We start from the raw sequence: 16,181 nt of genomic DNA on the forward strand, positions 1-16,181 counted from the left end.
CGTCAGTAGCCGAAAAGTGTGGATAGACGGGGGTGGCATGGCCAATCGCTGGTCAGGGTGACGATCGACTGCACCGGCAAGCCTCGGATCTCGATCAAGTGCAACGCCGCGACTGACCTTCCATCGGGTGCATGGGTCGAAGTCGACGAAGTTCCGCATCCACCTCCACATCCAGGTAGACGACATCGAAGCGGGCCATTGCCAGGTCGAAGACCTCGGCGGGGGCGGTGGTGGTCACGAAGATGCGGACCAGGAGGGCGTGGCGATGATGGCTATGCGGGCGGGCTTGCTGCGCCTCATGTGACGGTGAGCGTCACCTACATGCGAAGGGCTGTCGGGGCCCTTTCATCGTGGCGCCTAGCAACGAAAGATCGCGCAGGCCGCCCCGTTCACACGCCGGAGCGCGGCGATTTGAGGCGGTTAAGAACGCCGGTTCTCTTGAGCGTCGTTCGCGCACAGCGGGGCCTCGTGAGGTATATGTTCACGCAGGTACCGGTTGGTTGAGTGAGGGATCATCGTGGAGAGCAGCCGATGGTTACGGATGGGCGGTATCGCCGGAATTCTTTACGTAGTGATCGCATTGGTCGCGGGCGCTCTTCCAGGAGCGGCCCCAACGGCAGACGGTAAAGCCATCACCTATCAGAACTACTTCATCTCAAAGCAAAGCCTGCTCGTCATGCAAGGGTGGTTGTTCCCGCTGGCCGTGCCGCTGCTGTTGATGTTCTCGGTTGCCGTAAGCCGGACGTTGCGCCGTTCGAACGGCTACCTTGGCGAACTGTTCTTGACCGCCCAGATGATCATCGGGGCTCTCCTGATCGTCACCATGGGCCTTCAGATCGCCATCGCGCAGGCTGCCGCCGAGTTGGATAGCCAGTTGCTCTACACCATCGGCGCCCACTTCCCCGCGATCACAATCCTGGCGTGGGGTTTCGTCACCGGAATCGCCGCATTTGCCTACGCGTTCAGCGTTCTCAACACCGCGGACTTGCCGCGCTGGACGGCTTACGTCGCGACCTTGACAGTGCTCGTGTGCGTAGGTTCCACAGTCGGCGTGTTCATCACCGATGGCCCCTTGTCGCCAGAAGGCGGGTTCACCGCGTTTGCTCCGGCCGTGTCGACCTTGGCCTGGTATCTCGTCGTCTCCATCGCCCTGATTCGGGCCTCGGAGCGGAAACTCCACCAGACCGCGCTGCCGAACAATGTCACCGGCTGAATACGGCGTTGCCGCCATCAGCCGTCGACTCTGCGGTCAGGGCGCAAAAGTTCGAGAACCGCTCGCCATGGCTGCAGAGTCAACAGCCGGGCCTACACGTTAAACCGGAACTCGACCACGTCCCCGTCTGCCATGACGTAGTCCTTGCCCTCCATGCGCACCTTGCCGGCGGACTTGGCGGCGGCCATCGATCCGGCCTCGACCAGGTCGTCGTAGGAGACCACCTCGGCCTTGATGAAGCCCTTTTCGAAATCGGTGTGGATCACCCCGGCCGCCTTGGGCGCGGTGTCGCCCTGGTGGATGGTCCAGGCCCGCGCCTCCTTGGGCCCGGCGGTCAGATAGGTCTGCAACTTCAGGGTGTGAAAACCGGCCCGCGCCAAGGCATCCAGGCCGCGCTCGCTCTGCCCGATCGACTCCAGCAGCTCCATGGCCGACTCGTCGTCGAGCTCGGCGAGCTCGGCTTCGATCTTGGCGTCCAGGAACACCGCATCGGCCGGGGCCACCAGCTCGCGCAGCGCGGCGACCCGCGCGGCGTCAGTGAGCACCGACTCGTCGGCGTTGAACACATAGAGGAACGGCTTGGTGGTCAGCAGGTTCAGCTCGCGCAGCGGCGCGGTGTCCACCCGTGCGGCGAACAGGGTCTTGCCGGTGTCGAGGATCGCCGCGGCGGCCACCGCGGCCTCGTGCATGGGCTTGCGGTCCTTGTTGTTGCGGGCTTCCTTCTCCAGCCGCGGGACCGCCTTCTCCAGGGTCTGCATGTCGGCCAGGATCAGCTCGGTGGCGATCACCTCGATGTCGGCCTCAGGGTCCACCTTGCCGTCCACGTGCACCACGTCGTCGTCGGCGAAGACGCGCACCACCTGGCAGATGGCGTCGCACTCGCGGATGTTGGCCAGGAACTTGTTGCCCAGGCCGGCGCCCTCCGAGGCGCCCTTGACGATGCCGGCGATGTCGACGAACGTCACCGGCGCCGGCAAGATCCGCTCGGAGCCGAAGATCTCGGCCAGCTTGACCAGCCGGGGGTCGGGCAGCGGCACCACACCCTCGTTCGGCTCGATAGTCGCGAACGGATAGTTGGCGGCCAACACATCGTTGTGTGTCAGCGCGTTGAACAGGGTCGACTTACCAACGTTGGGCAACCCCACGATTCCCAGGCTCAGGCTCACGGGTAGCCAAGTCTAGAGCCCGGGGCGTGCCGCCGTGCGCCCCCGCCGCCGCCAGCCGGTACCGTCAGTGTGTGGCAGTAGCGCGGGAGAAGTCGGCAGTGGCCGCTGACCACCGTTCGATTTTGCCGAGCATCGCCGGTTTGCCGTGGTGGAGTGCCGTGGCCGTGGCGGTGGTCGCGACCGCGATCGGGGTGGCGTTCGACGCCGGCTCCGGAGACAAAGAACTGACCATCGTCTTCTCCGCGCTCTATGCGATGGGCTGTATCGCCGCGGTGCTCATGGTGCAGCAATCGGCCGTGTTCACGACGGTGGTCCAGCCCCCGCTGATCCTGTTCGTCAGCGTGCCCAGCGCGTACTGGGTGCTGCGCGGCGGCGGATTCCCCGGCCTCAAGGCCATCGTCATCAACTGCGGCTATCCCCTGATCGAACGATTCCCGCTGATGCTGTTCACGGCCGCGGCCGTGCTGCTGATCGGGATGGTTCGCTGGTATCTCGGGATGCTGGGCGGAACCGCGAAGCGCGACACCCAGGACGACGCCACTTCGAAGCGGGCCACGCTCAGCGACCGCATCGGCGCCATGCTCACCTCGGCCCTCACCCGCAACCCAGCGCACGCCATCGAGCAGCCGGCCTCCCGCGAGGAGCGCCCTGGCCAGCGCCCCCGCCGAGCCACCGCGGAATCGCGTCGGGCCGCCCGCGCGGCCTCCGGGTCCCGCTCCCGCACCCGCTCCACCGAGCGCCGCGGCGCAGCCAACGGCTCGGCGCCGACGCGTTCGCGGCACGTCCGGCCGGAGATGGACGCCCGCGCCGCCGAGCAGCCGCGCCCGCGCCGTCGTCCGGCAGCCGACGGACGCGACGAACCCATGCAGCGGCGGCGACGCCCGGCCCCCGAGGCGCACGATGAGCGCCAACCCCGCCGGCGGCCGGCGCCGGACTGGCAAGACGAGCCGCGGCGGCGTCCGCGCCCGCCCCAGGACTCACCGCGCTCCGGTGACCCGCTCTCGAGGACCAACCGGGATCCGCATCCGCGCAGCTACCGCCCTTCCGACGCACCCGACTCGATGCCCCGGCGCCGACCGGCCCCGACAGGTGGCGAGGGGCGCGGCAACGGGACCGACACTCGGCATCCCGTTTCTCAGGTGCGTTACCGCAGGTCCGGAGCCGACGAGGCCGAGGCGCAACCCCGCGCCCGCTCCCGTCAACCGCGCGATGACGTCGACTCCTGGGAGTTCGACGTCTAGCTACCGGCGACTCGGCCGGATCTCGCGGGGCAAGGCGAACACCAGGGTCTCGTTGGCGGTGGCCACCGGGAACACCGTGCCGTAGCCGTACTCCCCCAGCCGCTCCAGCACGCCGCGGACCAGGATCTCCGGCACCGACGCACCCGAGGTGACGCCGATGGTCTGCACCTCGCCGGCCTCCGGGGCCAGCCACGCCGGGTCGATGTCTTCGGCGTAGTCCACCAGGTGGGCGGCGCGGGCACCGGCACCCAGCGCCACCTCGACCAGTCGGCAGGAGTTCGAGGAGTTCCGCGAGCCCACCACGATCACCAGCTCGCACTCCGGGGCCATCGCCTTGACCGCGGTCTGGCGGTTCTGGGTGGCGTAGCAGATGTCGTCGCTGGGCGGGTCCTGCAGGTTCGGGAACCGTTCACGCAGCTTGAGCACTGTCTGCATGGTCTCGTCGACGCTGAGCGTGGTCTGCGACAGCCACACGATCTTGTTCTCGTCGCGGACCTGCACCGAGTCCACCGCGTCCAGCCCGTCGACCAACTGCACGTCGTTGGGGGCCTCGCCGATGATCCCGACGACCTCTTCGTGGCCGGCGTGGCCGATCAGCAGGATGTCGTAGCCGTCTCGGGCGAATCGTTTGGCCTCGTTGTGCACCTTGGTCACCAGCGGGCAGGTCGCGTCGATCACCCGCAAGTTGCGGTCGGCGGCCGTTTCGTGCACGGTCGGCGCGACGCCGTGCGCGGAGAACACCACGATCGCGCCTTCGGGGACCTCGTCGGTCTCGTGCACGAAGACCGCGCCCTTGTTCGTCAGGGTGTCCACCACATGCTTGTTGTGCACGATCTCGTGCCGCACGTACACCGGGGCGCCGTGCTTCTCCAGGGCCCGCTCGACGGTCTCGACCGCCCGGTCCACGCCCGCGCAGTACCCGCGTGGCTCCGCCAGCAGCACCCGCTTGCCAGCGGGGGCGCCGCTCGCCCGCGCGGCTGAACTGTAGGCGATCTCCACGTCGACGGTTTGGGGCATGGCAACCAGCGTACGGTCTGCCGACACGAGACCGCCAGCTCGCGTCAGGCCGGTCAATACTTGGAGATGACCGGCAGGTAAGGCAGGCTGGGGGCCATGGCAAACGCACCCTTTGGAGTCCGGCTTCTGGTCGGCGCGGCCACCGTCGCGGTCGAGGAGACCCTGAAGCTGCCGCAAACCATCCTGACCTACCCGATGACGCTGGCCAGCCAGGCCGCGCACGCGGTGATGCGCTGGCAGCAGGGTATGGCTGAGCTGGTCAACAAGGGCGACACCACCCTCGAGTCGCTGTTCCCGCCGAAGGATGAGCAGCCGGAGTGGGCGACCTTCGACGATGACGTGGAGGACAGCGTCGACGGCGCGGCCGCGACCTTCGATGACGACGACGACACCGGCCCGCGTACCGACGGACGGTTCGCCCTCTATTCGTTCAGCGAGGACGGGGCTACCCCTCCCGTGGAGAACGGCGCGCCGAGCACGACCGCCAACTCCGACGTGCCCGTCCCCGATCTGGTCGACGAACTGGACTACGGCTCGCTGACCCTGGCCCAGCTGCGGGCCCGGCTGGCCTCGCTCAGCCTCGACGAGTTGGAGACCCTGCTCGCCTACGAAGAGGCCACCAAGGCCCGGGCACCGTTCCAGACGCTGCTGGCCAACAGGATCACCCGCACCACCGCAAAGTGACCGCCCCCGCGCCGGGCGAAACCGCCGAGAACCCGTTCCCGGTCCGCGCGGTTGCCATCCGGGTCAAGGGCTGGATCGACCGGCTGGGATCGGTGTGGGTGGAGGGGCAGCTCACCCAGATCAACCTGCGCCCGGGCGTGCGGACGGTGTTCATGGTGCTGCGCGACCCCGCCGCCGACATGTCCCTGACGGTGACGTGCAGCCCCGAACTGGTGGCTTCAGCGCCGGTCAAGCTGACCGAAGGCACCCAGGTGGTGGTCTGCGGCAAACCCAACTTCTACACCGCCCGGGGCACCTTCTCGCTGCGCCTGACCGAGATCCGTGCCGTCGGCATCGGTGAGCTGCTGGCCCGCATCGAGCGGCTGCGCCGGCTGCTGGACGCCGAGGGACTCTTCGATCCGCGACTCAAACGGCCGTTGCCGTTCCTGCCGGGCACGATCGGCCTGATCACCGGGCGCGCCAGTGCCGCCGAGCGCGATGTCATGGCGGTGGCCGGCACCCGCTGGCCGGCGGTGCGCTTCGCGGTGCGCAACACCGCCGTGCAGGGACCCACCGCGGTCGCCCAGATGGTCGAGGCGCTGCGGGAGCTGGACGCCGACCCGGCCGTGGAGGTGATCGTGCTGGCCCGCGGCGGCGGCAGCGTCGAGGACCTGCTGCCGTTCTCCGACGAAACCCTGTGCCGGGCCATCGCGGCGTGCCGTACCCCGGTGGTCAGCGCGATCGGTCACGAACCCGACAGCCCGTTGTGCGATTTGGTGGCCGACCTGCGCGCGGCTACCCCCACCGATGCGGCGAAGCGGATCGTCCCGGACGCCGCCGCCGAACAGGCCCTGGTCGATGACCTGCGGCGACGCAGCGCGCAGGCCGTACGCAACTGGGTGGTGCGCGAGGACCGGGTGCTGATGCAGCTGCGTAGCCGGCCGGTGCTGGCCGACCCGTTGCGCGCGCTGACCGAGCGCGGCGAAGAGGTGCGGCGGGCGCTGGCCGCGGTGCGCCGTGATGTCGCCCGGCTGATCGCCGTGCAGAGCGAACGGGTGGGGCACCTGTCGGCACGGCTGGCTACCCTGGGCCCGGCCGCGACCTTGGCGCGCGGCTACGCGGTCGTCCAGACTGTCGGCGCGGCGGGACCGCACGTACTGCGGTCGGTCGACGATGCGGCGGCCGGCACCCGACTGCGAATCCGGGTGGCCGACGGGGCCGTCGCGGCAACGAGTGAGGGGTGTGTCGATGGCAGCTGAGCAAGCCGATCCGGTGACACCCGTTAGTGAGCTTGGCTATGAGCAATGCCGCGACGAGCTGATCGACGTGGTGCAGCGGCTGGAGCAGGGCGGGATGGATCTCGACGCGTCGCTGAGCCTGTGGGAACGGGGCGAGCAGCTGGCCAAGCGGTGTGAAGAGCACCTGGCCGGCGCCCGGCGCCGGGTGCAGGAAGTGCTGGAATCCGAGCCCGGCGATGACGCCCGCGGGTGACTTCAACCACAAGAACTGAAACACGTTCAGTTATGCTCGCCCGATGGGTGATCCTTCACTGACTACTGAACTGGGCCGGGTACTGGTCACCGGCGGCTCCGGCTTCGTCGGGACCAATTTCGTCAAGACCCTGCTGGAACGCGGCTACCAGGTGCGCTCTTTCGACCGCGCACCGTCGAGCCTGCCCGACCACCCCAACTTGCAGAAGCTGGAAGGCGACATCTGCGACCCGCAGACGGTGGCCGCGGCGGTCACCGACATCGACACCGTGTTCCACACCGCCGCGATCATCGATCTGCAGGGTGGCGCGAAGGTCACCGACGAGATCCGCCGGCGCAGCTTCGCGGTCAACGTCGACGGCACCAAGAACCTGGTGCAGGCCGGACAGCGGGCCGGGGTGAAGCGGTTCGTCTACACCGCCTCCAACAGCGTTGTGATGGGCGGCAAGGCCATCTCCGGCGGCGACGAAACCATGGCCTACACCACCAAGTTCAACGACCTCTACACCGAGACCAAGGTGGTCGCCGAGAAGTTCGTGCTCGGCGAGAACGGCGTTGACGGCATGCTGACCTGTGCGATCCGGCCGTCGGGCATCTGGGGCGACGGGGACCAGACCATGTTCCGCAAGCTGTTCGAAAGCGTGGTCGCCGGGCACGTCAAGGTGTTGGTCGGCAGCAAGCGCGCCAAGCTCGACAACTCCTACGTGCACAACCTGATTCACGGCTTCATCCTGGCCGCCGAGCACCTGGTTCCCGGCGGATCGGCACCCGGTCAGGCCTACTTCATCAACGACGGCGAACCGATCAACATGTTCGAGTTCGCTCGACCGGTCATGGAGGCGTGCGGAGAGCGCTGGCCCCGGATCCGGGTCTCGGGCCGGATGGTGCGCGACGCGATGTTCGCCTGGCAGTGGCTGCACTTCCGGTTCGGTCTGCCCGAGCCGATGTTGGAACCCGGTGCGGTGGAACGGCTTTACCTCAACAACTACTTCTCGATCGCCAAGGCCGGCCGCGACCTCGGCTACCAGCCGTTGTTCACCACCGAGCAGGCCATGGCCGACTGCATGCCCTACTACAAGAAGCTCTTCGAGGTAGTCAAGGCCGAGGCGAATCCGCACCTGGCGACGGTGGTCGCCGAGCCGCACCCGGAGTAGCCCCAGCTCAGCGCTGGGAAGTTTCTCGGCGAACGCGGTATCCAGCTATGGGTCCGCGGTGACACGATAACGACGTGAACGGCGTTGGGCCGCTGTCGGAACTGCCAGCCTTGGTGTGCAGTTCATGCGGCACGGGGCTGCCCGCGACCTTCAAGTTCTGCAATGAGTGCGGAGCGGCGGTTCTGGCAGCACCGATACCGGCTGAATACAAGCAGGTGACGGTGCTGTTCGCCGACGTGGTGCACTGGATGGACATCGCCGCGGCGGTGGGTTCCGAGCGGTTGCGCGAGATCATGGCCGACCTCGCCGACCGCTGCGCGGAGGTGGTACAGCGCTACGGCAGCACGGTCGCACAGTGGACGGGCGACGGGATCATGGTGGTGTTCGGCGCCCCGGTCGCCGTGGAAGACCACGCCGTGCGGGCCTGCCTGGCCGCCTTGGATATTCAAGAGGAGTCGAAGCGGCTTGCCGTCGAGGTCGCCGAGCGCGACGGCATCGAGCTGCGGCTGCGGGTCGGGTTGAACTCCGGTGAGGTGATCGCGGGCGGGATCGGCTCGGGACAGTTCGGCTACGCCGCGGTGGGTGAGCAGGTCGGGATGGCCCAGCGGATGGAGTCGGTCGCGCCACCGGGCGCGATCATGCTGAGCACGTCGACAGCCGGGCTGGTCGAGGGCGCGGCCGCACTGGGTGATGTCGAGTGGGTTCGGATCAAGGGCGCCTCCGAACCCGTGCCCGCCCGCCGCCTGTTGGGCATGGCCGAGCGGCATCGCGCGGTCCGGCGGGCGGAGTCCAGCCTGATCGGCCGGCGCGGGGAGCTGGCCACCGTAGCGGCGATGGTGGACCGCGCGATCCACGGTCACGGCGGTGTGGCCGGTGTGGTGGGGGCGCCGGGCATCGGGAAGAGCCGGATGGCCCGGGAGGTCGCGGCGGCCGCGGCAGGTCGCGGCGTGAAGGTGGTGTGGGCATTCTGCGAGTCGCATGCCGGCGATATCCCGTTTCAGGCCGTGTCGAGGCTGCTGCGGGCGAGCATCGGCGTGGATGACCTGTGGGACGAGGACGCCCGCGCACGGGTCCGCGACCGCTTTGGGCACGCCGACGCGCAGGATCTGCTGCTGCTCGATGATTTGCTGGGTATCGCCGACCCTGATGTGACACTGCCCCAGATCGACGCCGATACCCGCCGCAGCCGGCTGACAGCTCTGATCAACTCGGCGTCGCTGGCCCGCACCGAACCAACTTTGTTCATCATCGAGGATGTGCACTGGATCGATCCCGTCAGCGACTCCCTGATCGCGGACTTCTTAGCGGTGCTCCCCCACACCCCCTCGATGGTGCTGATCACCTACCGCCCCGACTACCGCGGCGCGCTGACACATCTACCCTATGCACAGAAAATAGTCCTTGCCCCGCTGGATGATTCGGACATCACGGCGCTGACCGGCGAGCTGTTGGGATCGGATCCGTCGGTCGGCGAGCTGGCCGCGATCATCGCCGGGCGAGCCGCCGGGAATCCGTTCTTCGCCGAGGAGATGGTGCGCGAGTTGGCCCAGCGCGGGGCGCTGGACGGCGAACACGGTGGCTACGTCTGCCGCACGCGGGCGGCGGACGTCACGGTGCCACCCACGGTGCAGGCTGCCATTGAGGCGCGCACCGACCAGCTGAGCAGTGGGGCCAAACGAACATTGAACGCGGCCTCGGTGATCGGAGCGCGCTTCGGCGCGGAGCTGTTGCCCGCACTGGGCGTCGATGCGGTGTTCGACGAGTTGCTCGCGGCCGAGCTGATCGACGAGGTCGACCTCACCGCGAGTGCCGAGTATGCCTTTAGGCATCCGTTGATCCGCACGGTGGTTTACGAATCGCAGCTCAAGTCCGATCGCGCTCACTGGCACCGGAAGCTGGCCGCCGCGATCCAAGAACGGGCTCCCGGCTCGCTGGAGGACAACGCTGCGCTGATAGCCGAACATCTGCAGGCTGCCGGTGAACTGCGCGCCGCGTATGCCTGGCACATGCGCGCGGGGGCATGGTCCACCAACCGCGATCTGGTCGCGGCCCGGGGCAGCTGGGAACGGGCCCGCCGCATCGCCGACGCGCTACCGACAGCGGACCCAGAACATTTGTCGATGCGGATCGCCCCGCGAACCATGTTGTGCGCCACCGACTGGCAAGCCCGAGAGGTCCAGGAAAGCCGCAGTCGCTTCGAGGAACTGCAAGCGTTGTGCGACGCGGCCGGCGACCAGGTGTCGCTGGCCATCGGGATGACCGCGCTGGCCACCGAGCTGCTCTACGCAGGCCGCTCGCGTGAGGGCGCGCAGCTGGCATCCCGGCAGATGGCGCTGTTCGAGTCGATCGGCGATCGCTCCCCGACCATGGGCTTGGCGTTCATGGCGTTCGTCAACTGGCTCTGTGTCGGTGAATTCGGCGAGATCTTGCGGTGGTCGCAGACCATCGTCGACCTGGCCGAAGGCGACCCCGCCAAGGGCGCCAACTTCGGAGTGGGATCACCTCTCGCGATCGCACTGGCATGGCGTGGCAGTGCCCGGTGGTGGCTGGGCCGTGCCGGATGGCTCCAAGACCTCCATGATGCCGTTGCGATGGCCTTGTGCAGTAACGCGGAAACCCTGGGCAGCACCGTCGCCTGGACCTACGGTTTCGCGTTGCAGTACGGGGTGCTTCGCCCCAGCGCCGCCGCGCAGCGCGCGTGCGAGGAGGCGGTGCAATGTGCCCAACGGGCCAGCAGCGATCGCGCACTCGGGCTGGCCGGCTATGCGCTCGGTGTCGTGCTGATCAATCGGGACAACGCCACCGACCGTCATCGGGGGCTGGAATTGATCCTGCAGAGCCGCGACATCTGGCTGCGCAAACGCGCACTCTTCCTCATCCCGGTCACCGACGTGTGGGCCGCCCGGGAGACCGCCCGCAGCGGTGACTACGACGCTGCCATCACGGCGATGCGCGCCGCGGTTGACGACTTGCGTAACGCCGGAAATGTCTTCTACGGCGTGTGGGGGACCGGCGTCCTGGTGGAGACACTGCTGGAGCGAGGCGCCGAGGGCGACCTGGCCGAAGCCGACGAGGCAATTCACTGGTTGGCGAGCCTCCCGGCGGGTCAATGCTCGGCGATGTGCGAGATCGCCCTGCTGCGGCTGACTGCACTGCTGTGCCGTGCACGCGGTGATGTCGTGGCCGGCGCTGAAGCGGTGAATCGCTATCGCGCACTGGCGGAATCGCTTGGCTTCGAACGTCATATCGACTGGGCGGGGGCGCTTACGAGAACAGCTCCATGAAGTTATCCAGGGTGCCGAGGGCCGCGAACAGTGCCGGTGGAGCCCCGAGCAGCAGATCGAACGGGACCAGACCTGAATAAGCCGCCAGTGGAAGCCCGATCGCGTCAAGAAGGTCACCGACCAGAAGCTGGTCGACAAAGATGTTCGCGGCATACGCGGGGAGGCTGGTGAACAGCGCACTGACCGCGTCGGCGGCGGGCAGCAGCGCCGAGTAGTCGTAGGCCAGCGTGCTGTTGATCATGGTGATGATGTCGGCCACCGGTGAATTGAGCGTCACGTCGGAAACCGGGAAGCCGGCGAGCGTGAGGAGCCCCTCCATCACATCGTTAAACGTCGGGTTCTCCGGAGCGAATCCGTGGGTGTAGAGCGAGTCCGCGAACGGCAGCCAGGGCGCGATCTGCTCTTCGTAGCTGACCGGATTCGCAAGGGCGTTGAGGGCGTCGGTGATTCCCTGCTGCAAGCCGTTGCCCAGAGCCGTAGAAAGCTGGCCCAGGTCGATCTGCGGGAACAACCCGAACGTCGTGGGGACATTCGCCGGCCCCTGATTCCATCCTTCGTCGATGCTGCCGTAGCCCAGGTTCACCAGGATCCGGGTGACGGGCTCCAACAAGTCATACAGGGGCTGGCCGATCCCGGGGAGGAACAGCAGCGGCATCAGCAACGGCAGGCTCGCGCTCGGGATCATGTAGTACTCGGTGAGGCCTTCGCCGGACAGTGCCTCGGATCCCGGCAACAGAATCGCACTTTCAACCTGCTCCGGGGTGAGGTTCGCATAGATGAAGTGCTGGGTGAAGTTTCCTATCAGGGCGTTGAGGACCGACAACAGATTCAGCGGATAACGCGGAAAGTCGGCGCTGGCGTCGTATTCGAGGCTGTAGATGTCGGTCGGATACAGATCCGACGGGGTCGGGGGGCTGAACGGGAAGTTCGCCGCGGTGAAGGCCCAGCTGTTGCCGGCCGGAAAGTCGAAGGTGTTCAACAGGCCGCCGTTTGGGTTGTTGACATCGCCCACCAGCACGAAGTGCACCAGGTCGCTGGGGACACCCGCGTCGCGCAGTTGCGGCATGATCTGCGAGGCCACCGCGGCGCTCTGCGAGTAGCCGAAAACCACGAGGGGATTCTCCGACGTCACCCCGCCGGCGGCGATCTGGTTTTGGATGTCGGAGAGCATGATCGGCTGTCCGTGGCTCACCGACGCCCCGAACCCCATGCTCTTGACACCGGTGATCGGATAGAGCTCGTTGGGCAGCAGCGCGGCCTGCATCGTGCCGGTGAAGCCGCCCGGCTCCAGATACAGCGTGTTGATCGCATCGAGAAACTGCGGGGGCGGCAGCATCGGGCCGCCGCTGCCGTCATACACCAACGCCGTACCGCCGCCGGTGAGTTGGATGTCTCGGGCCTGCGGGGCGGTCGATGCCGCCACCAGGGGGACGGCGATCAGGCTGGTGCCGGCCACCACCGTACTTATGGCAAGAAAGACGACCGGCAAAGTCGGTGTACGCCTCATCGTCCTTCGCGCCGTCATAGTCGGCGCATCTCTCGTGCCAACGCGGCATTCTCGAGAAAGGAGCTGAGGTCCGGCGGATAGTGGATCCGTTCCGGCCGAGTTCCAATGTGGAACATCGCCACGACGGCTTCCATCGCATGAAGGTGCTTGAGGTGCGGCACGTGCAACGGATGGGCGTGTACCGCAGACAACGTGGACATGATGGGTCTTCTTTCTGCTGCACTGTGATCGGAAAATCGTGACTCTGTTCCGACACGCAGTACGCAGTGGTGGACTACTGCAATCTCCCGCGGTTGCACTGGCGCAATACCGAGCTCATCCTCGGCACCCGCGCGCCGATTCCTCTCGGACGGATGCGCGAAACGCGGCGATCTACTTCAGCAACGACGAAGTCAGCCGCAGGAGTGATGGGACCGGCCCTCCAGCATGTCACTGCCGCCCAAGGAGTTCGAGGCCGACCGACTATGTCTGCGCCCACCGCAGTGCTGTCCGGTGCACCTCTTCAACGGAGCCCCTGAACAGCTGGATGACTTGCAGGTTCCGGTCATAATGCGTCGCGACCCAGCCGATACCGCGTTCGCAGTCAACGCGCAGCAGGGTGCCGTCTTTGGCCCAATCGTGACCGCACGATCGTGGGGCAATCATGTCAACCCTCCCCGCTTGGTGCCTGGTACCGATGCGTCCATATCAATCATCACGGGCATGGGGCGGGTGTAGTTCAGTGGTGCACTACTGCAGTCTCCGGGTCTACCGGCGGTGAGGGCGCAGGGCTGCGAGTTCGTCACGGCAGTTGGTGTCCGTCTTCAACATGGCCCGGTAGATGTGGCTTTCGACAGTGCGAACAGAAACGGTCAGCCGCTCGGCAATCTCCCGGTTGGACAATCCCGCGCTGATCAACATCACGATCTCTTGCTCGCGATCGGTCAGCGGCAAGGGCTGTGCGGCCTGGCGCAGCGCCGGGGTGCTCGCGCCACCGCATTGTTCGGCCAGGGCGGCGGCGCGGGTCGAGCAGACTAACGCTGTTCCGCGCAGGTCTTGGCGGCGGTACTCGATCGCTGCCTGGGCGGCAGCATCGACTGCGGCAACCAGATCCCCCATCCGCTCGAAGTCCAGTGATACCACGGCCATTTCCCCGGCATCTCCGTCGCGTAGCGCGGCGGCGAACCGGGCTGCCAGGCCTACCCGCGGCCCCTCGACGACATCTTCGAGCTCGCGTAGCCGGGCCGCACCGGTGCGATCGCCGAACTGAGCGGCGGTCTGCAGACAGATCACTTCCGCCGCGAACTGCCCTTTGGCCGCGGCGGCCTGGGCCGCCGACCTGACGACCGCGATCGCCTCCCTGACTGCGCCCTGGCCGGCGACCACCCACGCCCGGGCCAGGCTCCGGTCACAATCGAGCAAGCGGAACGGACGTGGCGGCTTGTCGAGCGTGGCGAGGGCCGCGGCAGCCTCATCGGTTGCACCTCGCATGGCTGACGCGGTGATGCCCGGCACCAGATAGCGGTATCCCCAACCGATGGCATGGCCGGCGGACAATCCTGCTTCCGCCTGCTCCAGCAGCCGGCACGCGGCGTCCAGGCGGCCCGCACCCAGGGCCGCCAGGCCCGCCACGGCGACACCGAGCGACCCCGCCGCCCCCGGTAGCTGGGCGGCCTGCCGGCTGACCCGCTCGGCCGCCTCGACGGCTTCGCCCACCCGTCCCGCCATCAGCAAGGCGCCGATGTGTGCATCGGCGATGTTGAAACTCATCTGCGGAGCGTCAAGCGAACGGGCCGCGACGCCATACCCCGCCTCGGCGGTGGCCACGGCCTCGGCCGTTCGCCCCGCGTCCGCGGCGATGGCGGCAAGCACCCAGGCAATCTCGGCGCCGACAACGGCGGGCAACTCCTCCATCTCAAGCACTTCGGCGGCCTGCCTCGCCGCATCCGGGCGGTCCACGGCAAACCAGTACACCGTGAGGAAGGCATCGATGTAACTGTGCGCCTGCCGCGGCACGGTGCGCGAAACCTCATCGATGAATTCCTTCGCCCGCGCGGGCTCACCGAGCGCCCAGAGCATGTTGCTGGCCCGCAGAAACGCCAACCGGGCCCGCTCGCCGTCGGCCAAGTCGCCGGCGGCGATCTCGGCGAGCACACTGTCGGCCTCCCGGCCATGGCCCAGCCACGACAATGCGTGTGCACGAACGAAACTCGCCTCCGGCCCGCCACCGCCGCGGATCGCCGCTCCGGCAAGTCGCTCGGCGAGGGGCAGGTCCGCCAGCCAGACGGCGCCACGAGCAGCCCGGATCAGCAATTCGGCGTCGGGGGTGAGGTCGGAGTCCAGACTCAGGGTGGCGCGCCGCACCACCACCTGAATGTCGTCTCGATCATCGGCTTTGGCGAGTTCAGTGGCCACCACTCCGCGCAGACGCCGTAGCCGGGTGGCCGGCGCTCGGGTGCGGTGCACTTCACCGTAGAGCGGATGCGCGACCCGCACCTGAACACCACCGACGCTGGGCTCCAGCGTGATCAGGCCGCGAGTATCGGCCTCTTCGACCGCGACAGGGTCGGTGATCCGGGTCAGGACGGCCAGATCGATCGGCTCCCCGACCGCCAGCGTGTCGATCACATCGCTGATCGGCCCGGGCAGGGTCCCGAAGCGAGATTCGATGAGCTCGACCAGGCTGAGCGGCATGATCGGATCCCCAATCCACCGCCAGTAGCCGCGCTGTTGCGCAATCCGGCCGTCGGCGACCTCCTGCTCGACGATGTGACGCAGATACAACACATTGCCGTGAGTCAGCTTCCAGAGCCGCTGGACCGCATCAGGATCCACCGGTCCCGCCATGGCCGCCGACAGCAGCGTGGCGGTCTCCTCGATCGACAACGGCTGCAGGTCGAGCCGCTCGAACCGACCAGAGGTCCAAATCTCATGCACCGCAGCGGGAATGGACTCGCCGTCACGTACGGCCAGAATCACCTTCGCCATGTTCCGTTGCACGATCTGGTGCACGACGAAGGCCGACAGGTCGTCGAGCAGATGTGCGTCATCGACGCCCACCACAACCATGGCGCCGGCGGGGGCGGCCACCAGTGATTCGATCACCCCTCGCAACAGCTGGACCGTGTCGGTGACACCCGGCGGCATCCACGCCGCGAAGGCGCCGAGTGGAATTGCGCGCGCCGCAGATGTGCCTACCGCCCAACGTGTTTCACTGCCCCGCGACTCGGCAGCCGACAGTGCTTCACGTGCGATCCGGCTTTTCCCCACACCCGAAGCGCCATGGACGACGATTCCGGAGATCTCCGAGGCCACGAGGGCAGTCTCGAGAGTCCGCATCTCCGCCGGACGGGCGGTCAAAGGCCACGACAAACGCACGATCCCGCCCCGATTGTCACGCTCATCGCTACGCCGCCGATCCGGAATTCATCCGATCGGAAAAGAATAGACTTATCCACCCTGACCAG

General features: G+C 67.3%; 12 protein-coding genes and 1 pseudogene. 8 read left to right on the forward strand and 5 right to left on the reverse strand.

The window, feature by feature from the left end; translation table 11 throughout:
- Window positions 1–85 precede the first annotated feature (85 nt).
- A pseudogene (locus ACJH5R_RS00510) lies at window positions 86–304 on the forward strand (VOC family protein); the annotation flags it as partial.
- 237 nt (window positions 305–541) lie between these two features.
- Complete coding sequence (locus ACJH5R_RS00515) at window positions 542–1,213, forward strand: hypothetical protein (RefSeq protein WP_406781080.1); 672 nt, start codon at window positions 542–544, stop codon at window positions 1,211–1,213.
- A 92-nt stretch (window positions 1,214–1,305) separates the two neighbouring features.
- On the opposite strand, the gene ychF is transcribed toward ACJH5R_RS00515, so the two are convergent.
- On the reverse strand, window positions 1,306–2,379 hold the full coding sequence (gene ychF, locus ACJH5R_RS00520; protein ID WP_406758729.1) for a redox-regulated ATPase YchF: 1,074 nt from the start codon (window positions 2,377–2,379) through the stop codon (window positions 1,306–1,308).
- A gap of 71 nt (window positions 2,380–2,450) precedes the next feature.
- Here ychF and ACJH5R_RS00525 point away from each other — a divergent pair, with 71 nt between their 5' ends.
- A complete protein-coding gene (locus tag ACJH5R_RS00525) occupies window positions 2,451–3,620 on the forward strand; it encodes a DUF6542 domain-containing protein (protein ID WP_406781081.1) in 1,170 nt (389 codons plus the stop codon).
- Here ACJH5R_RS00525 and ACJH5R_RS00530 read toward each other — a convergent pair whose 3' ends face one another.
- Complete coding sequence (locus ACJH5R_RS00530) at window positions 3,621–4,637, reverse strand: 4-hydroxy-3-methylbut-2-enyl diphosphate reductase (protein WP_406758727.1); 1,017 nt, start codon at window positions 4,635–4,637, stop codon at window positions 3,621–3,623. It lies immediately after the preceding gene.
- Window positions 4,638–4,733: 96 nt separating this feature from the next.
- Between ACJH5R_RS00530 and ACJH5R_RS00535 the strand changes: the two genes are divergently transcribed.
- The 5 genes from ACJH5R_RS00535 (at window position 4,734) to ACJH5R_RS00555 (ending at window position 11,228) form a co-directional block, all read left to right on the forward strand.
- Window positions 4,734–5,321 carry a lipid droplet-associated protein gene (locus ACJH5R_RS00535; RefSeq protein WP_406758726.1) on the forward strand — a complete coding sequence of 196 codons (588 nt, stop codon included), beginning with the start codon at window positions 4,734–4,736 and terminating at the stop codon, window positions 5,319–5,321.
- Entirely contained in the window at window positions 5,318–6,559 is a 1,242-nt protein-coding gene (xseA, locus tag ACJH5R_RS00540; protein ID WP_406781082.1) for an exodeoxyribonuclease VII large subunit, read from the forward strand. The genes ACJH5R_RS00535 and xseA overlap by 4 nt, the downstream gene beginning before the upstream one ends.
- Window positions 6,549–6,791: an exodeoxyribonuclease VII small subunit gene (locus ACJH5R_RS00545; RefSeq protein ID WP_406758724.1), complete on the forward strand. Its 243-nt coding sequence runs from the start codon at window positions 6,549–6,551 to the stop codon at window positions 6,789–6,791. The genes xseA and ACJH5R_RS00545 overlap by 11 nt, the downstream gene beginning before the upstream one ends.
- Before the next feature lie 43 nt (window positions 6,792–6,834).
- The gene (locus ACJH5R_RS00550; protein WP_406758723.1) at window positions 6,835–7,944 is read left to right on the forward strand and encodes an NAD-dependent epimerase/dehydratase family protein; all 1,110 of its coding nucleotides are present in this window, start codon (window positions 6,835–6,837) and stop codon (window positions 7,942–7,944) included.
- Window positions 7,945–8,018: 74 nt separating this feature from the next.
- Window positions 8,019–11,228, forward strand: a complete 3,210-nt coding sequence (locus ACJH5R_RS00555) for an adenylate/guanylate cyclase domain-containing protein (RefSeq protein ID WP_406758722.1) — start codon at window positions 8,019–8,021, stop codon at window positions 11,226–11,228.
- On the opposite strand, the gene ACJH5R_RS00560 is transcribed toward ACJH5R_RS00555, so the two are convergent.
- The 3 genes from ACJH5R_RS00560 to ACJH5R_RS00570 all read right to left on the reverse strand — a co-directional run bounded on the left by ACJH5R_RS00560 (window position 11,209) and on the right by ACJH5R_RS00570 (window position 16,053).
- A complete protein-coding gene (locus tag ACJH5R_RS00560) occupies window positions 11,209–12,684 on the reverse strand; it encodes a PE-PPE domain-containing protein (RefSeq protein ID WP_406781083.1) in 1,476 nt (491 codons plus the stop codon). The genes ACJH5R_RS00555 and ACJH5R_RS00560 overlap by 20 nt on opposite strands.
- Window positions 12,685–12,749: 65 nt before the next feature.
- Window positions 12,750–12,935, reverse strand: a complete 186-nt coding sequence (locus ACJH5R_RS00565; RefSeq protein ID WP_406758720.1) for a hypothetical protein — start codon at window positions 12,933–12,935, stop codon at window positions 12,750–12,752.
- A gap of 547 nt (window positions 12,936–13,482) precedes the next feature.
- Window positions 13,483–16,053: a LuxR C-terminal-related transcriptional regulator gene (locus ACJH5R_RS00570; protein WP_406781084.1), complete on the reverse strand. Its 2,571-nt coding sequence runs from the start codon at window positions 16,051–16,053 to the stop codon at window positions 13,483–13,485.
- Window positions 16,054–16,181: the final 128 nt, after the last annotated feature.

It is taken from the genome of Mycobacterium sp. SMC-19, assembly GCF_045310815.1.
GTDB lineage: Bacteria > Actinomycetota > Actinomycetes > Mycobacteriales > Mycobacteriaceae > Mycobacterium.